Source organism: Sphingobacterium puteale (assembly GCF_050986225.1).
Taxonomy (GTDB): Bacteria; Bacteroidota; Bacteroidia; order Sphingobacteriales; family Sphingobacteriaceae; genus Sphingobacterium; species Sphingobacterium puteale.
Window position 1 is genome coordinate 714,999 of record NZ_CP158959.1, and the last position, 17,665, is coordinate 732,663.

Annotated in this window: 20 protein-coding genes; 14 read left to right on the forward strand and 6 right to left on the reverse strand. The window is 39.2% G+C overall.

What is annotated here, in order from left to right:
• The first annotated feature begins 49 nt into the window (after window positions 1-49).
• From rplQ to ABTV71_RS02955, 6 genes are all read left to right on the forward strand, one after another.
• On the forward strand, window positions 50-556 hold the full coding sequence (rplQ, locus tag ABTV71_RS02930) for a 50S ribosomal protein L17 (protein WP_077438110.1): 507 nt from the start codon (window positions 50-52) through the stop codon (window positions 554-556).
• A 157-nt stretch (window positions 557-713) separates the two neighbouring features.
• Window positions 714-1,859, forward strand: a complete 1,146-nt coding sequence (locus tag ABTV71_RS02935) for an aspartate aminotransferase family protein (RefSeq protein ID WP_121124475.1) — start codon at window positions 714-716, stop codon at window positions 1,857-1,859.
• Window positions 1,860-1,999: 140 nt separating this feature from the next.
• On the forward strand, window positions 2,000-2,962 hold the full coding sequence (locus tag ABTV71_RS02940; RefSeq protein ID WP_433902206.1) for an acetylornithine carbamoyltransferase: 963 nt from the start codon (window positions 2,000-2,002) through the stop codon (window positions 2,960-2,962).
• A gap of 53 nt (window positions 2,963-3,015) precedes the next feature.
• The gene (gene argB, locus ABTV71_RS02945) at window positions 3,016-3,813 is read left to right on the forward strand and encodes an acetylglutamate kinase (protein ID WP_108636189.1); all 798 of its coding nucleotides are present in this window, start codon (window positions 3,016-3,018) and stop codon (window positions 3,811-3,813) included.
• Window positions 3,814-3,839: 26 nt separating this feature from the next.
• Entirely contained in the window at window positions 3,840-4,646 is an 807-nt protein-coding gene (gene proC / locus ABTV71_RS02950) for a pyrroline-5-carboxylate reductase (protein WP_121124476.1), read from the forward strand.
• On the forward strand, window positions 4,636-5,700 hold the full coding sequence (locus ABTV71_RS02955; RefSeq protein ID WP_121124477.1) for a M20 family metallo-hydrolase: 1,065 nt from the start codon (window positions 4,636-4,638) through the stop codon (window positions 5,698-5,700). Before proC ends, ABTV71_RS02955 begins: the two co-directional genes overlap by 11 nt.
• Window positions 5,701-5,734: 34 nt before the next feature.
• Here ABTV71_RS02955 and ABTV71_RS02960 read toward each other — a convergent pair whose 3' ends face one another.
• The gene (locus tag ABTV71_RS02960) at window positions 5,735-6,208 is read right to left on the reverse strand and encodes an Lrp/AsnC ligand binding domain-containing protein (protein WP_046674894.1); all 474 of its coding nucleotides are present in this window, start codon (window positions 6,206-6,208) and stop codon (window positions 5,735-5,737) included.
• A 357-nt stretch (window positions 6,209-6,565) separates the two neighbouring features.
• On the opposite strand from ABTV71_RS02960, the gene ABTV71_RS02965 reads away from it, so the two are divergent.
• Complete coding sequence (locus ABTV71_RS02965; protein WP_108636380.1) at window positions 6,566-7,612, forward strand: hypothetical protein; 1,047 nt, start codon at window positions 6,566-6,568, stop codon at window positions 7,610-7,612.
• Here ABTV71_RS02965 and ruvC read toward each other — a convergent pair whose 3' ends face one another.
• On the reverse strand, window positions 7,613-8,179 hold the full coding sequence (ruvC, locus tag ABTV71_RS02970; RefSeq protein ID WP_433902207.1) for a crossover junction endodeoxyribonuclease RuvC: 567 nt from the start codon (window positions 8,177-8,179) through the stop codon (window positions 7,613-7,615).
• Window positions 8,180-8,279: 100 nt separating this feature from the next.
• On the opposite strand from ruvC, the gene ABTV71_RS02975 reads away from it, so the two are divergent.
• The gene (locus ABTV71_RS02975; RefSeq protein WP_108636185.1) at window positions 8,280-9,254 is read left to right on the forward strand and encodes a lysylphosphatidylglycerol synthase domain-containing protein; all 975 of its coding nucleotides are present in this window, start codon (window positions 8,280-8,282) and stop codon (window positions 9,252-9,254) included.
• Entirely contained in the window at window positions 9,238-10,368 is a 1,131-nt protein-coding gene (locus tag ABTV71_RS02980) for a glycosyltransferase (protein WP_245971328.1), read from the forward strand. The genes ABTV71_RS02975 and ABTV71_RS02980 overlap by 17 nt, the downstream gene beginning before the upstream one ends.
• Window positions 10,369-10,375: 7 nt before the next feature.
• On the opposite strand, the gene ABTV71_RS02985 is transcribed toward ABTV71_RS02980, so the two are convergent.
• Window positions 10,376-11,110, reverse strand: coding sequence for a lysophospholipid acyltransferase family protein (locus ABTV71_RS02985; RefSeq protein WP_433902208.1), 735 nt, complete (start codon window positions 11,108-11,110; stop codon window positions 10,376-10,378).
• Between the two features lie 124 nt (window positions 11,111-11,234).
• Here ABTV71_RS02985 and ABTV71_RS02990 point away from each other — a divergent pair, with 124 nt between their 5' ends.
• The 3 genes from ABTV71_RS02990 to ABTV71_RS03000 are packed head-to-tail and all read left to right on the forward strand — an operon-like array spanning window position 11,235 to window position 13,471.
• Complete coding sequence (locus tag ABTV71_RS02990) at window positions 11,235-11,510, forward strand: DUF2089 family protein (protein ID WP_433902209.1); 276 nt, start codon at window positions 11,235-11,237, stop codon at window positions 11,508-11,510.
• The gene (locus tag ABTV71_RS02995) at window positions 11,500-12,084 is read left to right on the forward strand and encodes a YIP1 family protein (RefSeq protein WP_433902210.1); all 585 of its coding nucleotides are present in this window, start codon (window positions 11,500-11,502) and stop codon (window positions 12,082-12,084) included. Before ABTV71_RS02990 ends, ABTV71_RS02995 begins: the two co-directional genes overlap by 11 nt.
• 10 nt (window positions 12,085-12,094) lie before the next feature.
• Entirely contained in the window at window positions 12,095-13,471 is a 1,377-nt protein-coding gene (locus ABTV71_RS03000; RefSeq protein WP_433902211.1) for an alpha/beta hydrolase family protein, read from the forward strand.
• Window positions 13,472-13,608: 137 nt separating this feature from the next.
• On the opposite strand, the gene ABTV71_RS03005 is transcribed toward ABTV71_RS03000, so the two are convergent.
• The 3 genes from ABTV71_RS03005 to ABTV71_RS03015 form a co-directional block, all read right to left on the reverse strand.
• On the reverse strand, window positions 13,609-14,316 hold the full coding sequence (locus ABTV71_RS03005; RefSeq protein ID WP_433902212.1) for an SDR family NAD(P)-dependent oxidoreductase: 708 nt from the start codon (window positions 14,314-14,316) through the stop codon (window positions 13,609-13,611).
• A 2-nt stretch (window positions 14,317-14,318) separates the two neighbouring features.
• On the reverse strand, window positions 14,319-15,233 hold the full coding sequence (locus ABTV71_RS03010; protein ID WP_433902213.1) for a lysylphosphatidylglycerol synthase transmembrane domain-containing protein: 915 nt from the start codon (window positions 15,231-15,233) through the stop codon (window positions 14,319-14,321).
• An 88-nt stretch (window positions 15,234-15,321) separates the two neighbouring features.
• A complete protein-coding gene (locus ABTV71_RS03015) occupies window positions 15,322-15,654 on the reverse strand; it encodes a hypothetical protein (RefSeq protein ID WP_121124486.1) in 333 nt (110 codons plus the stop codon).
• A gap of 54 nt (window positions 15,655-15,708) precedes the next feature.
• Between ABTV71_RS03015 and ABTV71_RS03020 the strand changes: the two genes are divergently transcribed.
• Window positions 15,709-16,272, forward strand: coding sequence for a lipocalin family protein (locus tag ABTV71_RS03020; RefSeq protein ID WP_121124552.1), 564 nt, complete (start codon window positions 15,709-15,711; stop codon window positions 16,270-16,272).
• Window positions 16,273-16,466: 194 nt separating this feature from the next.
• On the forward strand, window positions 16,467-17,618 hold the full coding sequence (gene gmd / locus ABTV71_RS03025) for a GDP-mannose 4,6-dehydratase (RefSeq protein ID WP_121124487.1): 1,152 nt from the start codon (window positions 16,467-16,469) through the stop codon (window positions 17,616-17,618).
• The last annotated feature ends 47 nt before the right edge of the window (window positions 17,619-17,665 follow it).

Consider the following 17,665-nt stretch of genomic DNA (forward strand, 5'->3'; position numbering starts at 1 on the left):
AGCAATCTAGTTAAAACAAGAACGGTATATATAGTATAATAAAATCAAAATGAGACACGGAAAAAAAGTAAATCACTTAGGCCGTACGGATAGCCATAGAAAAGCAATGTTGGCTAACATGGCAACATCATTAATCCTACACAAACGTATCACTACGACTTTAGCTAAAGCTAAAGCATTGCGTACATACGTTGAGCCTTTGATTACTAAATCTAAAAACGACACAACACACTCTCGTCGTACAGTATTCGCTTACTTAAAAGATAAAGACGCAGTTTCTATCTTGTTCCGCGAAATTTCTGAAAAAGTGGCTAACCGTCCAGGTGGTTACACCCGTATCATCAAAATGGAAAACCGTTTGGGTGATAACGCAGAAATGGCTTTCATCGAGCTAGTTGATTACAACGAAATCTACGGTAAAAAAGCTGCTGCTGCTGAGAAAAAAGCTACTCGTCGTCGTGGTGGTGCTAAAAAAGCTGCTGCTCCTGCTGAGACCGAAGCTCCTGCTGAAGTAAAAGCTGAAGTAGAAGGTGAAGAAAAAGTTGACGGAGAATAATATTGATCCCGTTACAAATAAAAAAGTCCTCTTTTTAAGAGGACTTTTTTTATTTTATGACCATTCCTACCGTTTTAACTGATATATTTGTAATGCTAAAATCTGATAGCTTTTTCTATTACTAGCTATTTCGTTTATCAATCTATAATTCATTAAGATGAAACCATTTGATGTTTATCCCATTAATCCCATTAACATAGTTAAAGCTAATGGATCTACGGTGTGGGATGCCGAAGGAAATGCTTATTTGGACTTGTATGGTGGCCATGCCGTGATATCGATCGGACACACGCATCCACGTTATGTACAACGTATTACAGAACAGTTGAATCGTATCGGATTCTATTCTAATTCTGTTGAAATTCCAATTCAGCGTGAACTTGCGCGATTGCTTGGCGAAGTATCTGGTAAGGTTGATTATGACTTATTCCTTTGTAATTCGGGCGCAGAAGCGAATGAAAATGCTTTGAAGCTTGCTTCTTTCTATAATAAGAGAAAAAAAGTAATCGCGTTCTCTAAATCGTTTCATGGTAGAACATCGCTGGCTGTAGCTGCGACCGACAATCCAAGTATTGTTGCGCCTGTCAATGAGACTGACAACGTCGTTTTTCTTCCGTTCAATGATGGGGAAGCACTAAAGGATGCATTTTCAGCTTATGGCACAGAAATTTCTTCTGTTATTATCGAAAGTATTCAGGGCGTTGGTGGAATTAGAGAAGCGTCCGTTACCTTTCTTCAATTGATCCGCTCACTTTGCGACCAATATAATGCGGTATTTATTGCGGATGAGGTGCAATGCGGCTATGGTCGGACAGGTTTGTTCTATGCGCAGGATTATTCTGGAGTAGATGCGGATATTTATACCATGGCCAAAGGGATGGGAAATGGTTTTCCTATCGGGGCAATAAGTATCTCTCCTAAGTTTAAAGCTTCCCACGGTAGTTTAGGGACAACCTTTGGTGGCAACCATTTGGCCTGTGCAGCGGCTTTGGCTGTTTTGGAGGTCATTCAACAAGATCGTTTGATGGAGAATGCGAATGCTGTAGGACAGTATCTCATTGACGAATTAAAGCGAATTGAAGAGATCGTAGAAGTGAGAGGAAGGGGATTGATGATCGGAATCGAGCTTCCTGCATCTTTGGGACATGTAAAGAAAGATCTTTTGTTAAAGAATCGTATTTTTACGGGGGAGGCTAAACCTTATGTTATTCGATTGCTTCCAGCATTGAATATTACAAAAGAACATGCTGATCAATTTTTATTGGCATTAAAAGAACATATAAAGGCGGCTGTAGTCGCTTAACGATAATTAGATGAAATAATAAGGGTGACTTCCTCCTGTAAGGTGGAATCTATCTGAATTGTTTCTTCAGCATAAATAAACAAAGCGGGTAGCACAAAGCATTGTGTCCTAGAAAAGGCTCGCATAAATGATTTATATAGATGAAAAAGTTTTTCTCTGTAAAAGACGTATCCAGTGTAGCAGACGTTGTCCAAGAGGCGTTAGCGCTAAAAGCGGCACCTTATGATAATCAAGATCTTGGTAAACATAAGACCTTGGGTCTTGTATTTTTGAACCCTAGTTTGCGTACACGTCTGAGTACCCAAAAAGCGGCGATGAACTTGGGTATGAATGTGATGGTTATGAACATGGACAAGGATGGCTGGGCGTTGGAGACACAGGATGGTGTCGTGATGAACGGCAGTACTGTTGAACATATCCGTGAGGCAGCAGCCGTCATGGGTGAATATTGTGATATCCTTGGCTTACGGTCTTTTCCGAAGTTAAAAGATCGAGAAGAAGATTACAGTGAGGATCTATTCAATAAATTTATTAAATATTGTGGTGTACCTGTTGTTTCGCTTGAAAGTGCAACACGCCATCCATTACAAAGTTTAACGGATATCATAACGATCACTGAACATAAGAAGACGGCGAAACCAAAGGTTGTATTGGCTTGGGCTCCGCATGTGAAAGCTTTGCCACAAGCTGTGCCAAATTCCTTTGCAGAGTGGATGTGTAAGGCACAAGAAGAAGGACTTGTCGAGTTTACTATCGCGCAACCTATGGGCTATGAACTCAGTAAGGATTTTACGAGAGGAGCGACAATTTCAACAAATCTAAATGAAAGTCTGAAAGACGCTGATTTTGTTTATGTGAAAAACTGGTCATCCTATCAGGAGTATGGCGAGGTATATACGGTAGATGAGGATTGGATGATGGATAACGAGAAACTGTCTTTGACAAATGATGCGAAGGTCATGCATTGTTTGCCTGTAAGGCGGGATCTGGAGTTGTCATCCGAGATTTTGGATGGACCAAACTCCTTGGTGATTAAGGAAGCAAGTAATCGTGTCTGGGCGGCGCAGGTTGTTTTAAAACGAATGCTGGAAGATCTAGTCTAAGAACGGTCTTTTTGATTATTGAGAAACTATTTTTATTTGGGAAAAGTTGCGTAATGGCTAATAGTGTATTAAATATTATAAAAATTGGCGGAAATATTATCGACGATGAGGGTCTGTTAGATTCTTTTTTAGAGAAATTTTCCGCACTGTCAGGGAAGAAAATCCTCGTGCATGGCGGTGGCAAAATTGCGACACGTCTCGCAAGTGAGCTTGGTCTACAAGCACAAATGGTTGATGGTCGCAGAGTGACAGATGAAAATATGCTGCGTATTGTGACGATGGTGTATGCTGGATTGACAAATAAGACCATCGTTGCCAAATTACAAAAACTAAAATGTGATGCTGTTGGTTTGACAGGGGCAGATGGTGATGTGATTAAGGCTATAAAAAGACCTGTCAAGGATATTGACTATGGTTTTGTTGGAGATTTATTGCATGATTCTGTGAATACATTGGCAATAAAAAAATTCCTGGAAGCGGGCTTTGTTCCGGTATTCTCTGCCATTACACATAATGGTTTAGGGCAGCTGCTCAATACGAATGCGGATACCATTGCATCTTCTTTGGCAGTCTCTTTGTCGTCCCTATATGAGACTTCGTTGGTATACTGCTTCGAGAAAAATGGAGTATTACGTGATGTGACCGATGAAAATTCGGTGATACCAACGATTAAATCCGACGAATTTGAATATCTTAAAGAGTCAGGCATTGTCAATGATGGTATGATTCCAAAATTGCAAAATGCATTTAATGCAATAAATAAAGGTGTTCAGGAGGTATATATTGGTCATGCCAATAATTTGCACTTGTTTCAACAAGGGCAGTTTGGTACCTGTTTGACATTAAAATAATCATGTAATCTAATCTAAACCCAACTATGAAAAAGGTCACTATTATCGGAAGTGGCAATATCGGTCTTTCCTTGGCGAAAGGGCTTGTAAAAAGCGCGTTCGCCAGTGCTGCCGATATTACATTGACCCGCAGAAATCTGAATGCTTTGGCTGAGGAAGCAAGCCAGGGATTCTCGGTAAGTAATGATAATAAAGCTGCTGTTAAAGGTGCTGATATTATTGTCTTCGCCGTATTACCGCAGCAATTAAAAAAGGTATTGGTTGAAGTCGCTCCCGAAATAGATAAGAAAAACCAGATTTTTGTTTCCATTGTATCTGGTGTTTCCTGTGCTGACCTGAGAGCTGTATTGGGTGATGATGCGACGGTAGTACGTGCGATGCCAAATACGGCCATTGCTATCGGTCAGTCGATGACTTGTATTGCGAGTGATCATGCTTCAGAAGGTAGTCTAGCTGAGGTAGAAAGGATGTTTGAGACCGTTGGTTCGGTAGTCATTATAAATGAAGATCTGATGACTTCAGCAACAGCCTTGTGTGCCTGTGGAATAGCATTTTTCTTACGTGCTATACGAGCTGCGTCACAAGGTGGGGTTGAAATTGGCTTCCATGCACATGATGCCTTAAAAATGGCTGTTCAGACGGCTAAAGGTGCCGCAGATTTATTATTGCACACGAATGCGCATCCTGAGGGCGAGATCGATAAGGTAACTTCACCGAAGGGGTGTACCATAGCCGGATTGAATGAAATGGAACATCATGGTTTTAGTTCGGCTTTTATCAAAGGAATAAAATTGTCTGCGGATAAAGCAGGAGGACTATATCATGAAGGATAAGGAGAGCTTATTCAAAGATAGTCTAGCTTTATTGAAACAGTTGATCGCTCTTTCGTCCTTAAGTCGGGAGGAGGTCCTGACAGCTGACCTGATTGAGGCATTTTTCAAAGAAAGGCTCATTAAAACCTTTAGAAAGGGTAATAATGTTTGGGTATACAATAAACAGTACGCGCTAGATAAGCCGACTATTCTGCTTAATTCGCACCATGATACGGTAAAAGCCAATCCGGGTTACACCCGTGATCCATTGGCACCTTCTGAGGAGGATGGGAAACTGTACGGTCTAGGAAGTAACGATGCGGGCGGCTGTCTGGTGTCGTTGATCGCTACTTTCTTGTATTTTTATGACGAGAAGGATTTAAAATATAATTTTTGTGTAGTGGCGAGTGCCGAGGAGGAGATATCGGGCAGAAACGGGATTGAGTCTGTCCTGGAGGATATCGGACCTATTGATTTTGCAATTGTTGGCGAACCGACACTGCTGGATTTAGCTATCGCAGAAAAAGGTTTGATGGTATTGGACTGCAATGCGATAGGGGTAGCGGGCCATGCTGCGCGTAATGAAGGCGATAATGCTATTTATAAAGCAATTAAAGATATCCAGTGGTTTAAGGAGTATGCTTTTGAAAAAACATCAACGACTTTAGGCCCGATAAAAATGTCCGTGACAATGATTCAAGCAGGATCGCAGCATAATGTAGTACCGGCTAATTGTAGTTTTGTGGTTGATGTACGGACAACTGATGCTTATACAAATGAAGAAACACTGGCGATCATCAAATCTCACGTTACTTCTGAAGTTTCGGCTCGATCTACTCGTTTGAAATCATCTGCTATTCCGGAGGAACATCCTATCGTTCAGGCAGGAGTAAAACTTGGGCGTAAGCTATATGGGTCTCCGACAATGAGTGATCAGGCGCTTATTCCAGTACCTTCTTTGAAACTGGGGCCCGGAGACAGTGCAAGATCGCACATGGCTGATGAATTTATTTATATTGATGAAATTCGGGAAGGAATAGATTTGTATATAGCTATGCTACAAGAGATAGTATAAAAAAAGCTTCCAAGAGTTGGAAGCTTTTTTTATACTAGACTAAGCTGATCTGCCGCTTAATACTTTCTTCAAGGGAGATAATCGTTTCTGTGCGCTGAATTCCGGGCACGGATTGAATATCTTCATTCAATACTTTTCTGAGGTGGACAGTGTCCCTACAGATAATTTTCGCAAAAATACTGTATTGGCCGGTACAATAATGTAACTCAACCACTTCTTTGATTTCTTTCAGCTTATCTACCGCATCTGCATATTGTGAACCTTTTTCTAGATAAATACCGAGAAAGGCAGTGATGTCAAATCCAACTTTTTGGGGATTGATAATAAGATTTGAACCTCTGATGATACCTAACTCTTCCATCTTCTTCATTCTAACGTGGATGGTACCACCTGATACGATTAGCTTTTTTGCAATCTCGGTATAAGGAATAGAAGCATCGTTCATTAGAATAGACAGGATTTGGATATCCAAATTGTCTAGATCATAGTTTGCATATTGATTTTCCATTAACAATGGGTTTTGTGTTTCATTCATTGGTCATACATTAAAATCTGACCAATTGCTAAAATAATTAAATTTATTTCAAAATTACTAAGAATTTTCGGTTTATAGATGTAAATTTAATAAAAAATACTTATTGATATTGATAATGTTGTATGTTTTTGATTGAAAGTGCTTATAATTGTTTTAGAGGTGATTTTATTGTAAAGTTATCGGATTCTTTCGTTATCTTGTTATTAAAGTTGAGAGGAAATATAGGGATATCGTGTGATTAAGGATCTCATACGGTGTTATGAAGATCAAAGGTAAAATAAGAGTAAACTGTAGGGCCTGTCACAGCAAGGTCTCAATACTAGAATAACGATGGAAGAAGTTCAAGATGTAAAGATTTCGAGGAAGAAGCCGATTTTTGAGGTAGGGGAAGGGCTCCATAAATATCTTAGGCTATATCAACGGGATGAGAAATTGCCCATTGGTTATAAGGATCTATTGAATTTTACAGAGACGGTACCGGTCATGGATAAATTTGGTCATGATACTTTTTGGGAAACTCCACTTTATCCTCAATATCTCATTGATCAGTTGTACGACGGGTTAAAAGTAATTTATGCTAAGCTCAAAGCTTCTGGTAATACACGGATTGTACAGCACAAATATATCGACCGTGTGGAGTATTGTGGTTTTGGTAATACGAGGCCTTTTCGTATTCGTATTGTAAACCGGCTGAATGACGTCTATGATTATTTCTATATCAAGCAGGCAGATGCATCACGGATATACGGTTTAGAGCTGGAGGAAATACTATCTCCCAATCAGGTCAACTATATGGTGGATCAGGATACACTGGTTGAAGAACATATTGTTGGTATCCCCGGTGATATATTTTCTCAAACCCGAATGTTTACGCCTGATTACAATTTGACACGTATTTCGAAGGAATTCGTCAAGTTTAATGAACGTTGTATTATCACGCTGCTGGGAGATATGCGTGCCTATAATTTTGTTATGCAGATTACACCTGATTTTGATGACTTTCAGTTTAGGATCAGAGCAATTGATTTTGATCAACAATTTTATGAGGGAAATCCCAAGGTATATATGCCACAGTTCTTTAAAGAGAACTATCCATACGTCAAGCTTGCCATGGAGCATTTGACAGAAAAAACGGTGCAGCAATATCAACAGGAGGAACGTTCTTCGATCGTGCACAGGGTGCGAAGCGAGCGACACCGCATTGCTGATCTTCGGGATGCTTCGCAAACTCAAATCCTTTCAACACCCGAAAACATTAAACAACTGCGCGAAGGTTATGCGGAGTTTTACCAAAATAACTCTTACTTGAAATGTAAGACAATGACTGATATTGTTGAATTAAATGTGAAAAATGTGATTCGACAGGTACAGATGTAATTATCTGATTCGGTCTTTATTGTCTTTGATAAAAGAGGACCATCCTGAATAGGATTTTCCGCTGCCAGTGCTGCTGTTTTTTTGAAATGAATGGCAGACCGCAATTGCCAGCCCATCTGTCGCATCTAGGAATTGGGGCGTTTCTTCAAACTTTAATAGGTTTTTGAGCATGGCAGAAACCTGTTCTTTCGTAGCATTTCCATTTCCGGTGACGGATTGCTTTATTTTTCTGGGGGAATATTCAAAGATCGGAATATCCTGTGCCAGTGCAGCAGCCATGGCAACGCCCTGCGCCCTTCCTAGTTTGAGCATCACTTGAATATTTTTGCCGTAGAAGGGAGACTCTAGCGCAACGCAATCCGGATTATATTCCTGCATTAGTGCAGAGGTCTTTTTGAAGATGCGTTGCAGTTTTAATGCATGGTCATCGAGATGCCCCATCTTGATCACACCCATTGAAATAAGGGATATGGTATTGCCGACTTCTCTGATAATTCCGTACCCAAGCACGACCGTACCGGGATCTATCCCTAGAATGATTCTTTCTTTCGCCTTTTCCTTCTGCATGTACAATATTACAAATTTTGCGCTTTATAAGTGGATTGATGTCTACAAAACTTAATCATTTGGCCAAAATTTAGTAACATTGCTCTCTAATTATCAAAAGTTGACCGGGAGACAAAAAAAATACATCAGTCTTTTATTAAAGATACTGGTTTTTGCACTTGCGACATGGTATATTATTACCAAGGTGTCTGATAAGAGTAATATCGATAAGTTTAAGACACTGATCACTGGATTGGAACAGCATTCTGTTGTATGGACGCTGATCTTGATTGTTGTTTTAATGCTTGTAAACTGGCTTCTGGAGGTTGTTAAATGGCGCTATCTAGCATCCAAACTGGAGCGAATATCCTTTTGGAAGGCGTTTCAATCCGTTTTTTGTGGACTTACTTGGGCGATTTTTACTCCGAATAGGATTGGCGAATATGGTGGAAGGGTATTATTTCTGAAACCCCAAAATAGAGCTAAGGGAGCCGTCGCCATGGGGGTTGGTTTATTTGCCCAATTGGTACTGACGAGTGTAGCAGGATCACTGAGCATTGCTTGGTTTCTCTGTAAGTTCTTATCTACGCCATTATCTGTTCAATTTGGTGTTTGGTTGTTGGCTATTATTTATGCTGTCGGGTTTGTGATATTGTATTTTAATGTGCGATGGGTGGATATGCTTGTGGGCCGAATTAAGTTTTTGACGAAAATCAAACCTTTTTTTGAAGTTCTTGAACATTATTCTGCACGTGAGCTCTGTATTGTTTTGCTAAATTCATTGGCTAGATTTATCATTTTTACCTCACAATATATTATTTTGATGAAATTGACTTTGCCTGAATTGCCTCTTTTATCCATGATCTTGATGATTTTTATCCTCTTTTTCGTTCAGGCAGCACTACCAACCTTGGATATTTTTGATTTTAGTGTGCGGAGTTTTGTGGCAAGTAATCTTTATAGCTATATTACAACACAGGAGATTGCGGTGATGGCTATTGTATCATGTATTTGGTTTGTCAATTTAATTCTTCCTGCAATATTTGGTTCTATTTTTGTTTTTAAGATAAATTTTTTCGGTGATACAAATTCTTAGCTATTTATTGATCAGTTTTGCCTGTGTGTACGCTATTCTCGTATTATGGATGCGGAAAGGTTGGGCCAGGATCCAGGTGCCTTATAGTAACTTAATTTCTACAAAAACCGTATCGGTAATTATTGCTGCCCGTAATGAAGAATTAAATATCCGGAGAACGATAGAATCCATATTAAATCAAAATTTTCCAAAAGAGCTTCTTGAACTTATCATTATTGATGACCATTCGGACGACAATACCTCCGCGATTGTTAAAGAATATATAGAAAGTGGAGTCAAGCTGATTCAGTTAAATGAGAATGGTCGGATGAATTCCTATAAGAAGCTGGCCATTTCGAGGGCAATTGACTGCTGTAGGGGGGAAATTGTTATAACGACTGACGCGGACTGCCGGATGGGCCCAAATTGGTTGGCTACCGTGATCGGAACCTTTGAAAAGGAAGATGCTTATTTATTGTCTTCTCCAGTCGTATACTCAGAGGAAAAGAGCTTTTTTGAACGACTACAGACCTTGGAATTCCTGTATCTTATAGGCCTTGGTGCAGCGGGGATAGGTAATGGAAAACCTACGACCTGTAATGGTGCGAATTTAGCTTATCGAAAAGATATATTTAAACAAATGGGAGGGTTTAAAGGTATCGATGAGCTTGCTTCGGGGGACGATGAGTTATTTTTGCATAAAGTGGCGGAGAAGTATCCCGAACGAATTGCTTTTTGTAAATCAGAGGATGCTATTGTGTATACAGACGCTAAGCCTGATCTTGGGTCATTTATTAGTCAAAGAAGACGCTGGGCATCCAAGAGTACCAGGTATAAAAATAAAGGCGTCATTGCTTTAGGAATTGCTATTTGGCTGTTTAATGTGCTATTGCTGCTGGCAGCAATTCTTGCGATCACAGGAGGGAAGACACTTGGATGGGTTGTCCTCTTTGCATTGCTCCTTAAAATAACAGTTGAGTTTTTGTTTATTCAGCCCTTAACCAATTTCGCAAAACGCGCGACTTTGCTTTGGTATCTCCCGATATTGAGTCTTGCTCATATTCTATACTTAGCTTATATCGGAATATTGGGGAATGTTGGAAAATACGATTGGAAGGGTAGGCAAGTCAAATAAAACTATATTAATTTTCCACTTTCCGCTTAATCGTTTCTTCCGCTAATTTTACGATTTCCTCGATATTTTTATCCGTGGTGTCCAAAGGGTCCAGTACTTCCCATGTCATATGTAAAAAAGGAGTCAGTGGATACATGCCATATTGTACCATTTCGTAGGATCCTTTTATCGCAATCGGAACCACCAATGCATTTGGGTTTTTCTTTAATAATGTTGCAATACCACCAACGTGAAAAGCTTTCATCTTGCCTGTTTTTGACCGGGTCCCTTCTGGAAAGATAAAGGCCGACCAATTTTTTGTTTTCATATTGTTGGCAAGTTTGAGGATCTCAGCTATGGATTGTTTTGGGTCATTACGATCAATATTGGCAGCCCCACCATGTTTTAGGTTAAATGAAATACTGGGTATACCACTGGCCAGTTCAATTTTTGAGATAAATTTTCCATGAAATCTTCGCAGAAAATAGATCAGTGGGGGGATGTCAAAAGTACTTTGATGATTGGCAACAAATATGATCGGCTGCCCTAATGGGATGGATTTATTGTCAATAAAAGTGACCCTATTGAATAAGGTATAGTAGCATGCAACCAAACATGCATTTAAGATGTCAACGCTTTTTTTATGCGCATTGTAGCCTCCTAATTTTAGGCATAGCCATTGGATAGGGTGGAATATAATCAAAGATAAGCCAAAACAAAACCAAAATATAATAGATAGGATATAGCCTAAAAACTTTTTCATATGCTTTTTTTATTGTTTACAAATATATCATTAAGCAACCATTTTTGAAAAATATTGATAATATTGTGTTTTATTTTAATAATATTAATATTATATTTAACAATATTAATATTCATTTTGTAGAATGAAAAAAATACCTATAAATTGTCCATGTTGTGATGCGAAGTTAAAAGTCTCCAAGCTGGTCTGTGATTCCTGCGATACCGAAGTTGCTGGTAAGTTTACTTTACCCTTACTCATGCAACTGACAGTAGAAGAGCAGGAGTTTGTTCTGAATTTTCTAAAGTATTCAGGTAGCTTAAAAGAGATGGCCAACCAGATGGGTAAATCTTATCCTACTGTTCGCAATATCCTAGATGATCTGATTCATAAATTAAATACGTTTACCAATGAAAATTAAGCAGTTGTTATTAAATCCCTTTGTGGATTTTTCTGAACGGGTACTGTTTGTTGTAGGTATCATCGGCTTTTTGTTTTCCAGTTATCTTGTTTATCTGTCTGGCGAGCAATTTAATGGCTTTATGCATTTCTTTAGACCCCAAGTACCGGTTTCCTTTATTACGGTGTTAAAAGTTCATCTCTATATGGTTTTGGCTCCTTTAATTTTATTATATGCAGTAGGGAGGATGCTAAACCATAGGACCAGAATCATCGATGTATTGAATGTCATTTTGATTGCGCCATTTTCGCTTTACTTGGTTCTGCTACTGGGTAAACTATTGAATCAGGATGAATTTACCAAACAGATTGATGAAGCCTTAAAAAATGGTGATCATACTTTATCGACTATAGATAAAGGCCAAATGATATTATTTGGTGTATTTGGAATATTGGCGCTATTTCTCCTGTTTTACCAGTTCTATTTATTAGTCAAAGGAATGAATGTTGCCGTAAACAATAAAAAGATTTGGATAAGCATATTATTTGTGGCATTATATTTTATACTTGATTTAGGTATACAGTTTTATTTTTGATAGCAAGGAAATGATGAAGAAAATTTTCTATTTATTTTTGATCTGTTTGCAGTTCTCATGTGCAGATGCACAGACCTTTGATGGTTCATGGAAAGGTGAAGTGAGCGTGTCTGGGCAGAAATTACTTTTGGTATTTAATCTAAAACAGGATAGTAATGATAATTGGGTAGGAACTTTTGAAAGTCCGATGCAGACCTCATTGAAATTTCCGATTAATACAATAGAAGTGAACAAGGACTCGATATCGATGGATGTCAAAGCGATAGGTCTATTTTATACAGCTTATCTGGATCGGGATAAAGATGTGATGAAGGGAGTGATGAAGCAGGGGAGTTTTGAATCTGCTATGATATTGGTACGAAGTGAAAGTGAGCAAAGCGGACTTTCCCGTAAGCAGGACGTCTTTCCTCCCTACGATTACATCGAACAGGAGGTTACGTTTCAAAACGTGAAAGGAAATGCTACTTTAGCGGGAACGCTTACTTATCCCAAAGGGGGAGGCGCTTTTCCGGCTGTTATCCTCGTTAATGGAAGTGGACAACAAAATAGAGATTCAGAAGTTTTTGGACATCGTCCATTTAAAATATTGGCGGATCACCTCAGTAAAAATGGTTTTGCCGTGCTTCGTTATGATGATCGCGGTATAGGCGGTTCTAAGGGAGAGGTCAATTTGGCTACGACGGTTGATTTCGCTTCGGATGCTAATGCAGCTGTGGATTTTCTGAGCAGGCAACAGATGGTCAACACAGAAAAAATTGGTATTATCGGTCATAGTGAAGGAGCTTTGATCGCTGAAATGGTTGCGGCGGAGAACGATAACGTCAATTATATTGCTTTGTTGTCCGGACCTGTCCTCAAAGGTGATTCCTTATTGATTCTGCAGAGCTATGCTTTGGGGAAAGTGGCTGGATTATCTGAACCGGCCTTGGAAATAAATAAGCGCAATAACAGAAGGTTATATGACATTCTGCTGACGGATGAGCCGCCAGAGGATCTGGCAAAATCATTGGAAAAAGAACTTATCAGTCAAAACGATGGAAATGCATTAACATCAGCTATGAAAGTTAAATTGAGTCCGATGTTGATCCCATGGTTCAAAACTTTTCTCCGCATCGATCCGGCTTACTATCTTAAGCAAGTGACAGTACCTGTTTTCGCGTCCTTTGGAGGAAAGGATATTCAGGTTCCTGCAAATGAAAATATCTATGCTCTTCAACGCCTTCACTTAAATACGACAGATGTAATAATTAAAGATTACCCCAATTTGAACCATCTCTTCCAAAACGCGCAAACAGGAAAAATTGAAGAATATTTTGAAAACTCGGAAAGTTTCAATGAACAACTAATGGATGATCTTACAAAGTGGCTTAAATTGAAGGCAAAGTAATTGGATCAAGATATTCGTATGAACGACACCTATTAAAAGTTCAGCGTCCTATCTAAAGATCTATCTCCGATAGATCTTTAGATAGGACGCTGATAAGTGAATATTTTAGCAATACGCCGTTTTCTTCTTCTTACTTGTTAGGGGGTTGTATTGGCTACAGGAAGGATTTTGCCATTGAAATATTTATGCCCATTCTGTGCAAAATCAGCAATATATCTGCCCATTTCAAACGCAAGCGTACCAGCCTCCATGCCCGGGAATGCAGCTTCAAACATTTCGGTTTGTGACGATCCCAAGGCTAAGCAGTTAACCTTGATGCCGTTCTCCTTAAATTCTTCAGCGAGACATTCTGTTAAAATCGCCAACGCGCCTTTACTGGTAGAATAAGCTGAAAGCCCGGGAAATTTCATTGAGCCTTGAAAGCCGCCCATACTGCTGACGTTGACAATATGGGAACCTTCGTGCATGAACGGAACAACATGCTGTATCATATTGACGTGTCCCATAATATTTGTCTGAAGCATTTCCGCAAAATCCTGACTGCTGGTCTCCATGAACGGTTTATTGATTAATGCCCCGGCATTGTTGATCAGGATGTCAACGCTGTCAAATTTCGATTGAATAAAAGGAACTAGCGTTGCATAGTCATCATAAACGATATCAAATTGCGCAGGGTAGAGTGTACCCCCGTCATAATTGAGCTGACTTGCGATTTCATGAAGTTTTCTCAATTTGTCTGCTGATCGGGCCAATGCAATAACCTTGTTGTCCTTTTTTGAGGTCAAATCAAGTACAGCTTCAAACCCCACCCCGCTGCTTGCTCCGGTAATAATAATATTCGCCATGTTTATTCTTCTAATTTTTGACTTTGTTCAACTTCTTCGACAGAGGGCAGTTTATCCTCTCCGATTGCTTTGGGATTGAAGATAAAATAAATTCCGGAGAGTGCAACCATCGCCGAGATAATATAAAATAACAATGTGATCAATACCGCATTGTGTGAATCAACCTGAAATATGCCTGCTCCCCACATGATTACGAGTTCGCGCATACCCAATCCGCCCACGGAGAAAGGGATGATAGAGACTAATGAAGACGCCAGAAATAGAAATAGATAAGGGGAGAACTTTCCGTTAAATCCTAAGGCATAAAGAATTAAAATCGCTGCGAGCACTTGCATGGACTGCACACCAATCGCTTTTAGGTGCGCTTTTAGGAAGGTAGACCTGTACTCTTTGAAAAATTTTGTGACAATAAAATAGTAGAGGATACTGCCTAGCATAAACAAAATGACCGTCAGGTAATTTGGAATTCCCAGCTGTGGCATGTAGGTAATTAAAGCGGCAATAATTAGGCATAAGGCCCATAAACCACTTAGCCTGTCTAAGAATAGTGCCGTAAATAATTTACGGCCTTTAATACTGAATCTTTTTCGTAGAAAGAAGATTTTGTATCCATCTCCACCTACCCCCCCCGGTAGAATGAGGTTGTAGAATAGTCCCAACTGGTAGAGCTTCAAATTATATTTTTCGGAAACATCCAAACCAATTGCCCTCAAAAAGGTTAATAAGCGTGAAGACGATATAAAAATTGAGATGCTATAAGCTAATAATGCTAGGAATAAAAAGATAGGATTTGAATGAATTACAGCTTCTTTGAGATCTTTTAGCGAAACTTTACTGAAAACCCAATATAAGGCTCCCACAGTAACGACAATCTTTAGTATATTTTTTAGGATCTTAAAACCTTTTTTTTTGTCCATAGAAGTTTATTTTTCCAATCTTAATCAATTATATTGGCGATTTTGGAAAATTCAAAGTTAGGAACTTTGTCGAATTGTGCAATTTTACTTAAGCGATAGTTGGGTAAATTCTTGAATACAATAATATCAGATATAAAATACCGAATATTGTCGCAAGAGAAAATAGCCAATTTAGGTCAATTCTATTATATTTGTGTTTTAGCACAGCAATCATTAAACCGACGATAAAGCAAAATAGCAAAATAGGGGCGATCAAAGAAACCTTATTTGTGAAGGCTAAGCTGATTTGACTTAATTTCGCCTTAGCTTCCTGGCCAAGAAAAAGTGGATAGGTTGCGAAGGCCAGGAGAATAATAAATAGCCTTAAAAGAGTTTTTGCAATTATTTTGCTTATGGTATGATTTTTGGCTGTAATCTTCATGATTTGTGGATTAATTTACCCCAAAAATACAATTTGAAATTAAAATTTAGACATATGAATCGATTCGTTTTATCATTAGCAACTGTTTTTGCTACGGTGTCCTTATTCTCTTGTGGTGCACAAAAGCAAGGTACATCATCTGGAAATCCTAGTTATGGTTCTTCCAATACAAGTGCAGCTTCGGGACCTAGCGCCTCAGAGTGGAAATCTGCCGTGAAAGGAACTTGGACACTGAATTCAATCGATAGGGAAAACTTACCTTCTACGTTCACGATTAAAAGTGTCTTTGAAGAAGCTCCAGCAGAGTGTTTTGTAGGTAGTTCATGGAATTTTATTGGAAACGGAAAGGGATCAATCACCTTTAACGCGCAAGGTACTTTATGTGCTCCGGGGGCATCACGTGAGATCTTCTGGTCTATCTATAATCCTGGAAAAGGTCTAGGTGAGCCGCAATTCCAGTTTAAAAAGATCTATGCAGGAGATAAAGCCAAAAACGTGACCACAGGTTACCGTTTGGATCTGTCTTATTCTGATGGTAATAAATTAGTCATGAAAATGCCGTTGACAGTTGCCAATGGTGAAGCATATTTGGTCTTTAATTTCTCCCGCGTAAATTAACAGAAGCAAGAAAAAAGGCATAATGAAAAGCTATAGGAAATCCTATGGCTTTTTTTGTTGAAAATTTAATACTTTTACACTCCGAAACCATCATGATTTATTCCTATTGGGAGCGGAGTTGAACAGATTTATCGGATGAAAAATAGCATGATTCCCGGCGACAAGGCTAGGAATTGCTCAATATAGATAGAAATATGGCTGAACAAAACACGAAAACTGCATTGATAACAGGTATTACAGGTCAAGATGGTGCCTATTTAGCAGAATTCCTATTGAAAAAAGGTTATAGGGTACATGGTCTAAAACGCCGGAGCTCCCTTTTCAATACCGATCGTATTGATCACCTTTATCAAGATCCCCATCTTGACAATAGAAATTTTACATTGCATTTTGGTGATTTGACTGATTCAACCAATTTGATCCGCGTTATTCAGGAGACGCAACCGGATGAAATCTACAATCTAGCGGCGCAATCCCACGTTAAGGTAAGTTTTGATACCCCCGAATATACCGCCAATGCCGATGGTATCGGTACACTTCGTATATTGGAAGCAGTCAGATTACTGGGAATGATTGAGAAAACACGTATTTATCAGGCCTCAACTTCTGAGCTATATGGTCTGGTGCAAGCGGTGCCGCAAAGTGAAACTACTCCTTTCTACCCGCGAAGCCCGTATGCTGTTGCCAAGATGTATGGCTATTGGATTACTGTTAATTACCGCGAAGCCTATAAGATGTATGCCTGTAACGGTATTTTGTTCAATCACGAAAGTCCTGTTCGGGGCGAGACATTTGTGACGCGTAAAATAACCCGTGCTGTAGCAAAAATTGCATTGGGATTACAGGACAAACTCTATCTGGGAAATCTTTCTGCTCAACGGGATTGGGGGCATGCAAAGGACTATGTTGAGGCGATGTGGTTGATACTCCAACAGGAAAAACCTGAGGATTTTGTCATTGCGACCGGAGTTACCACAACTGTCAGAGACTTTGTCCGCTTAGCTTTTGCCGAACTGGGGATTGAAATCGAATTCAGCGGGAAAGGAGAGCAAGAAAAAGGAGTGATCATTGATGTTGATGAGGAGCGTTTGGCCGAATTGAATATTGATAAATCGCAGATTAAATTTGGGCAAACAGTCGTTAAAGTGGATCCGGCTTATTACCGACCGACAGAAGTTGATTTGCTTATTGGAGATCCTACCAAAGCAAATACCAAGCTAGGCTGGAAACCTAAATATAACCTCCAGATGCTCGTAACAGATATGGTACAATCAGATCTGCATCTCATGAGAAAGGAAGAATATTTGAAACAAGGTGGTTTTCAGACACTGAACTATTTTGAATAATTCATAATTGATAAGGAAAAAATAAAACTGGAATAATTTTTGTTTAA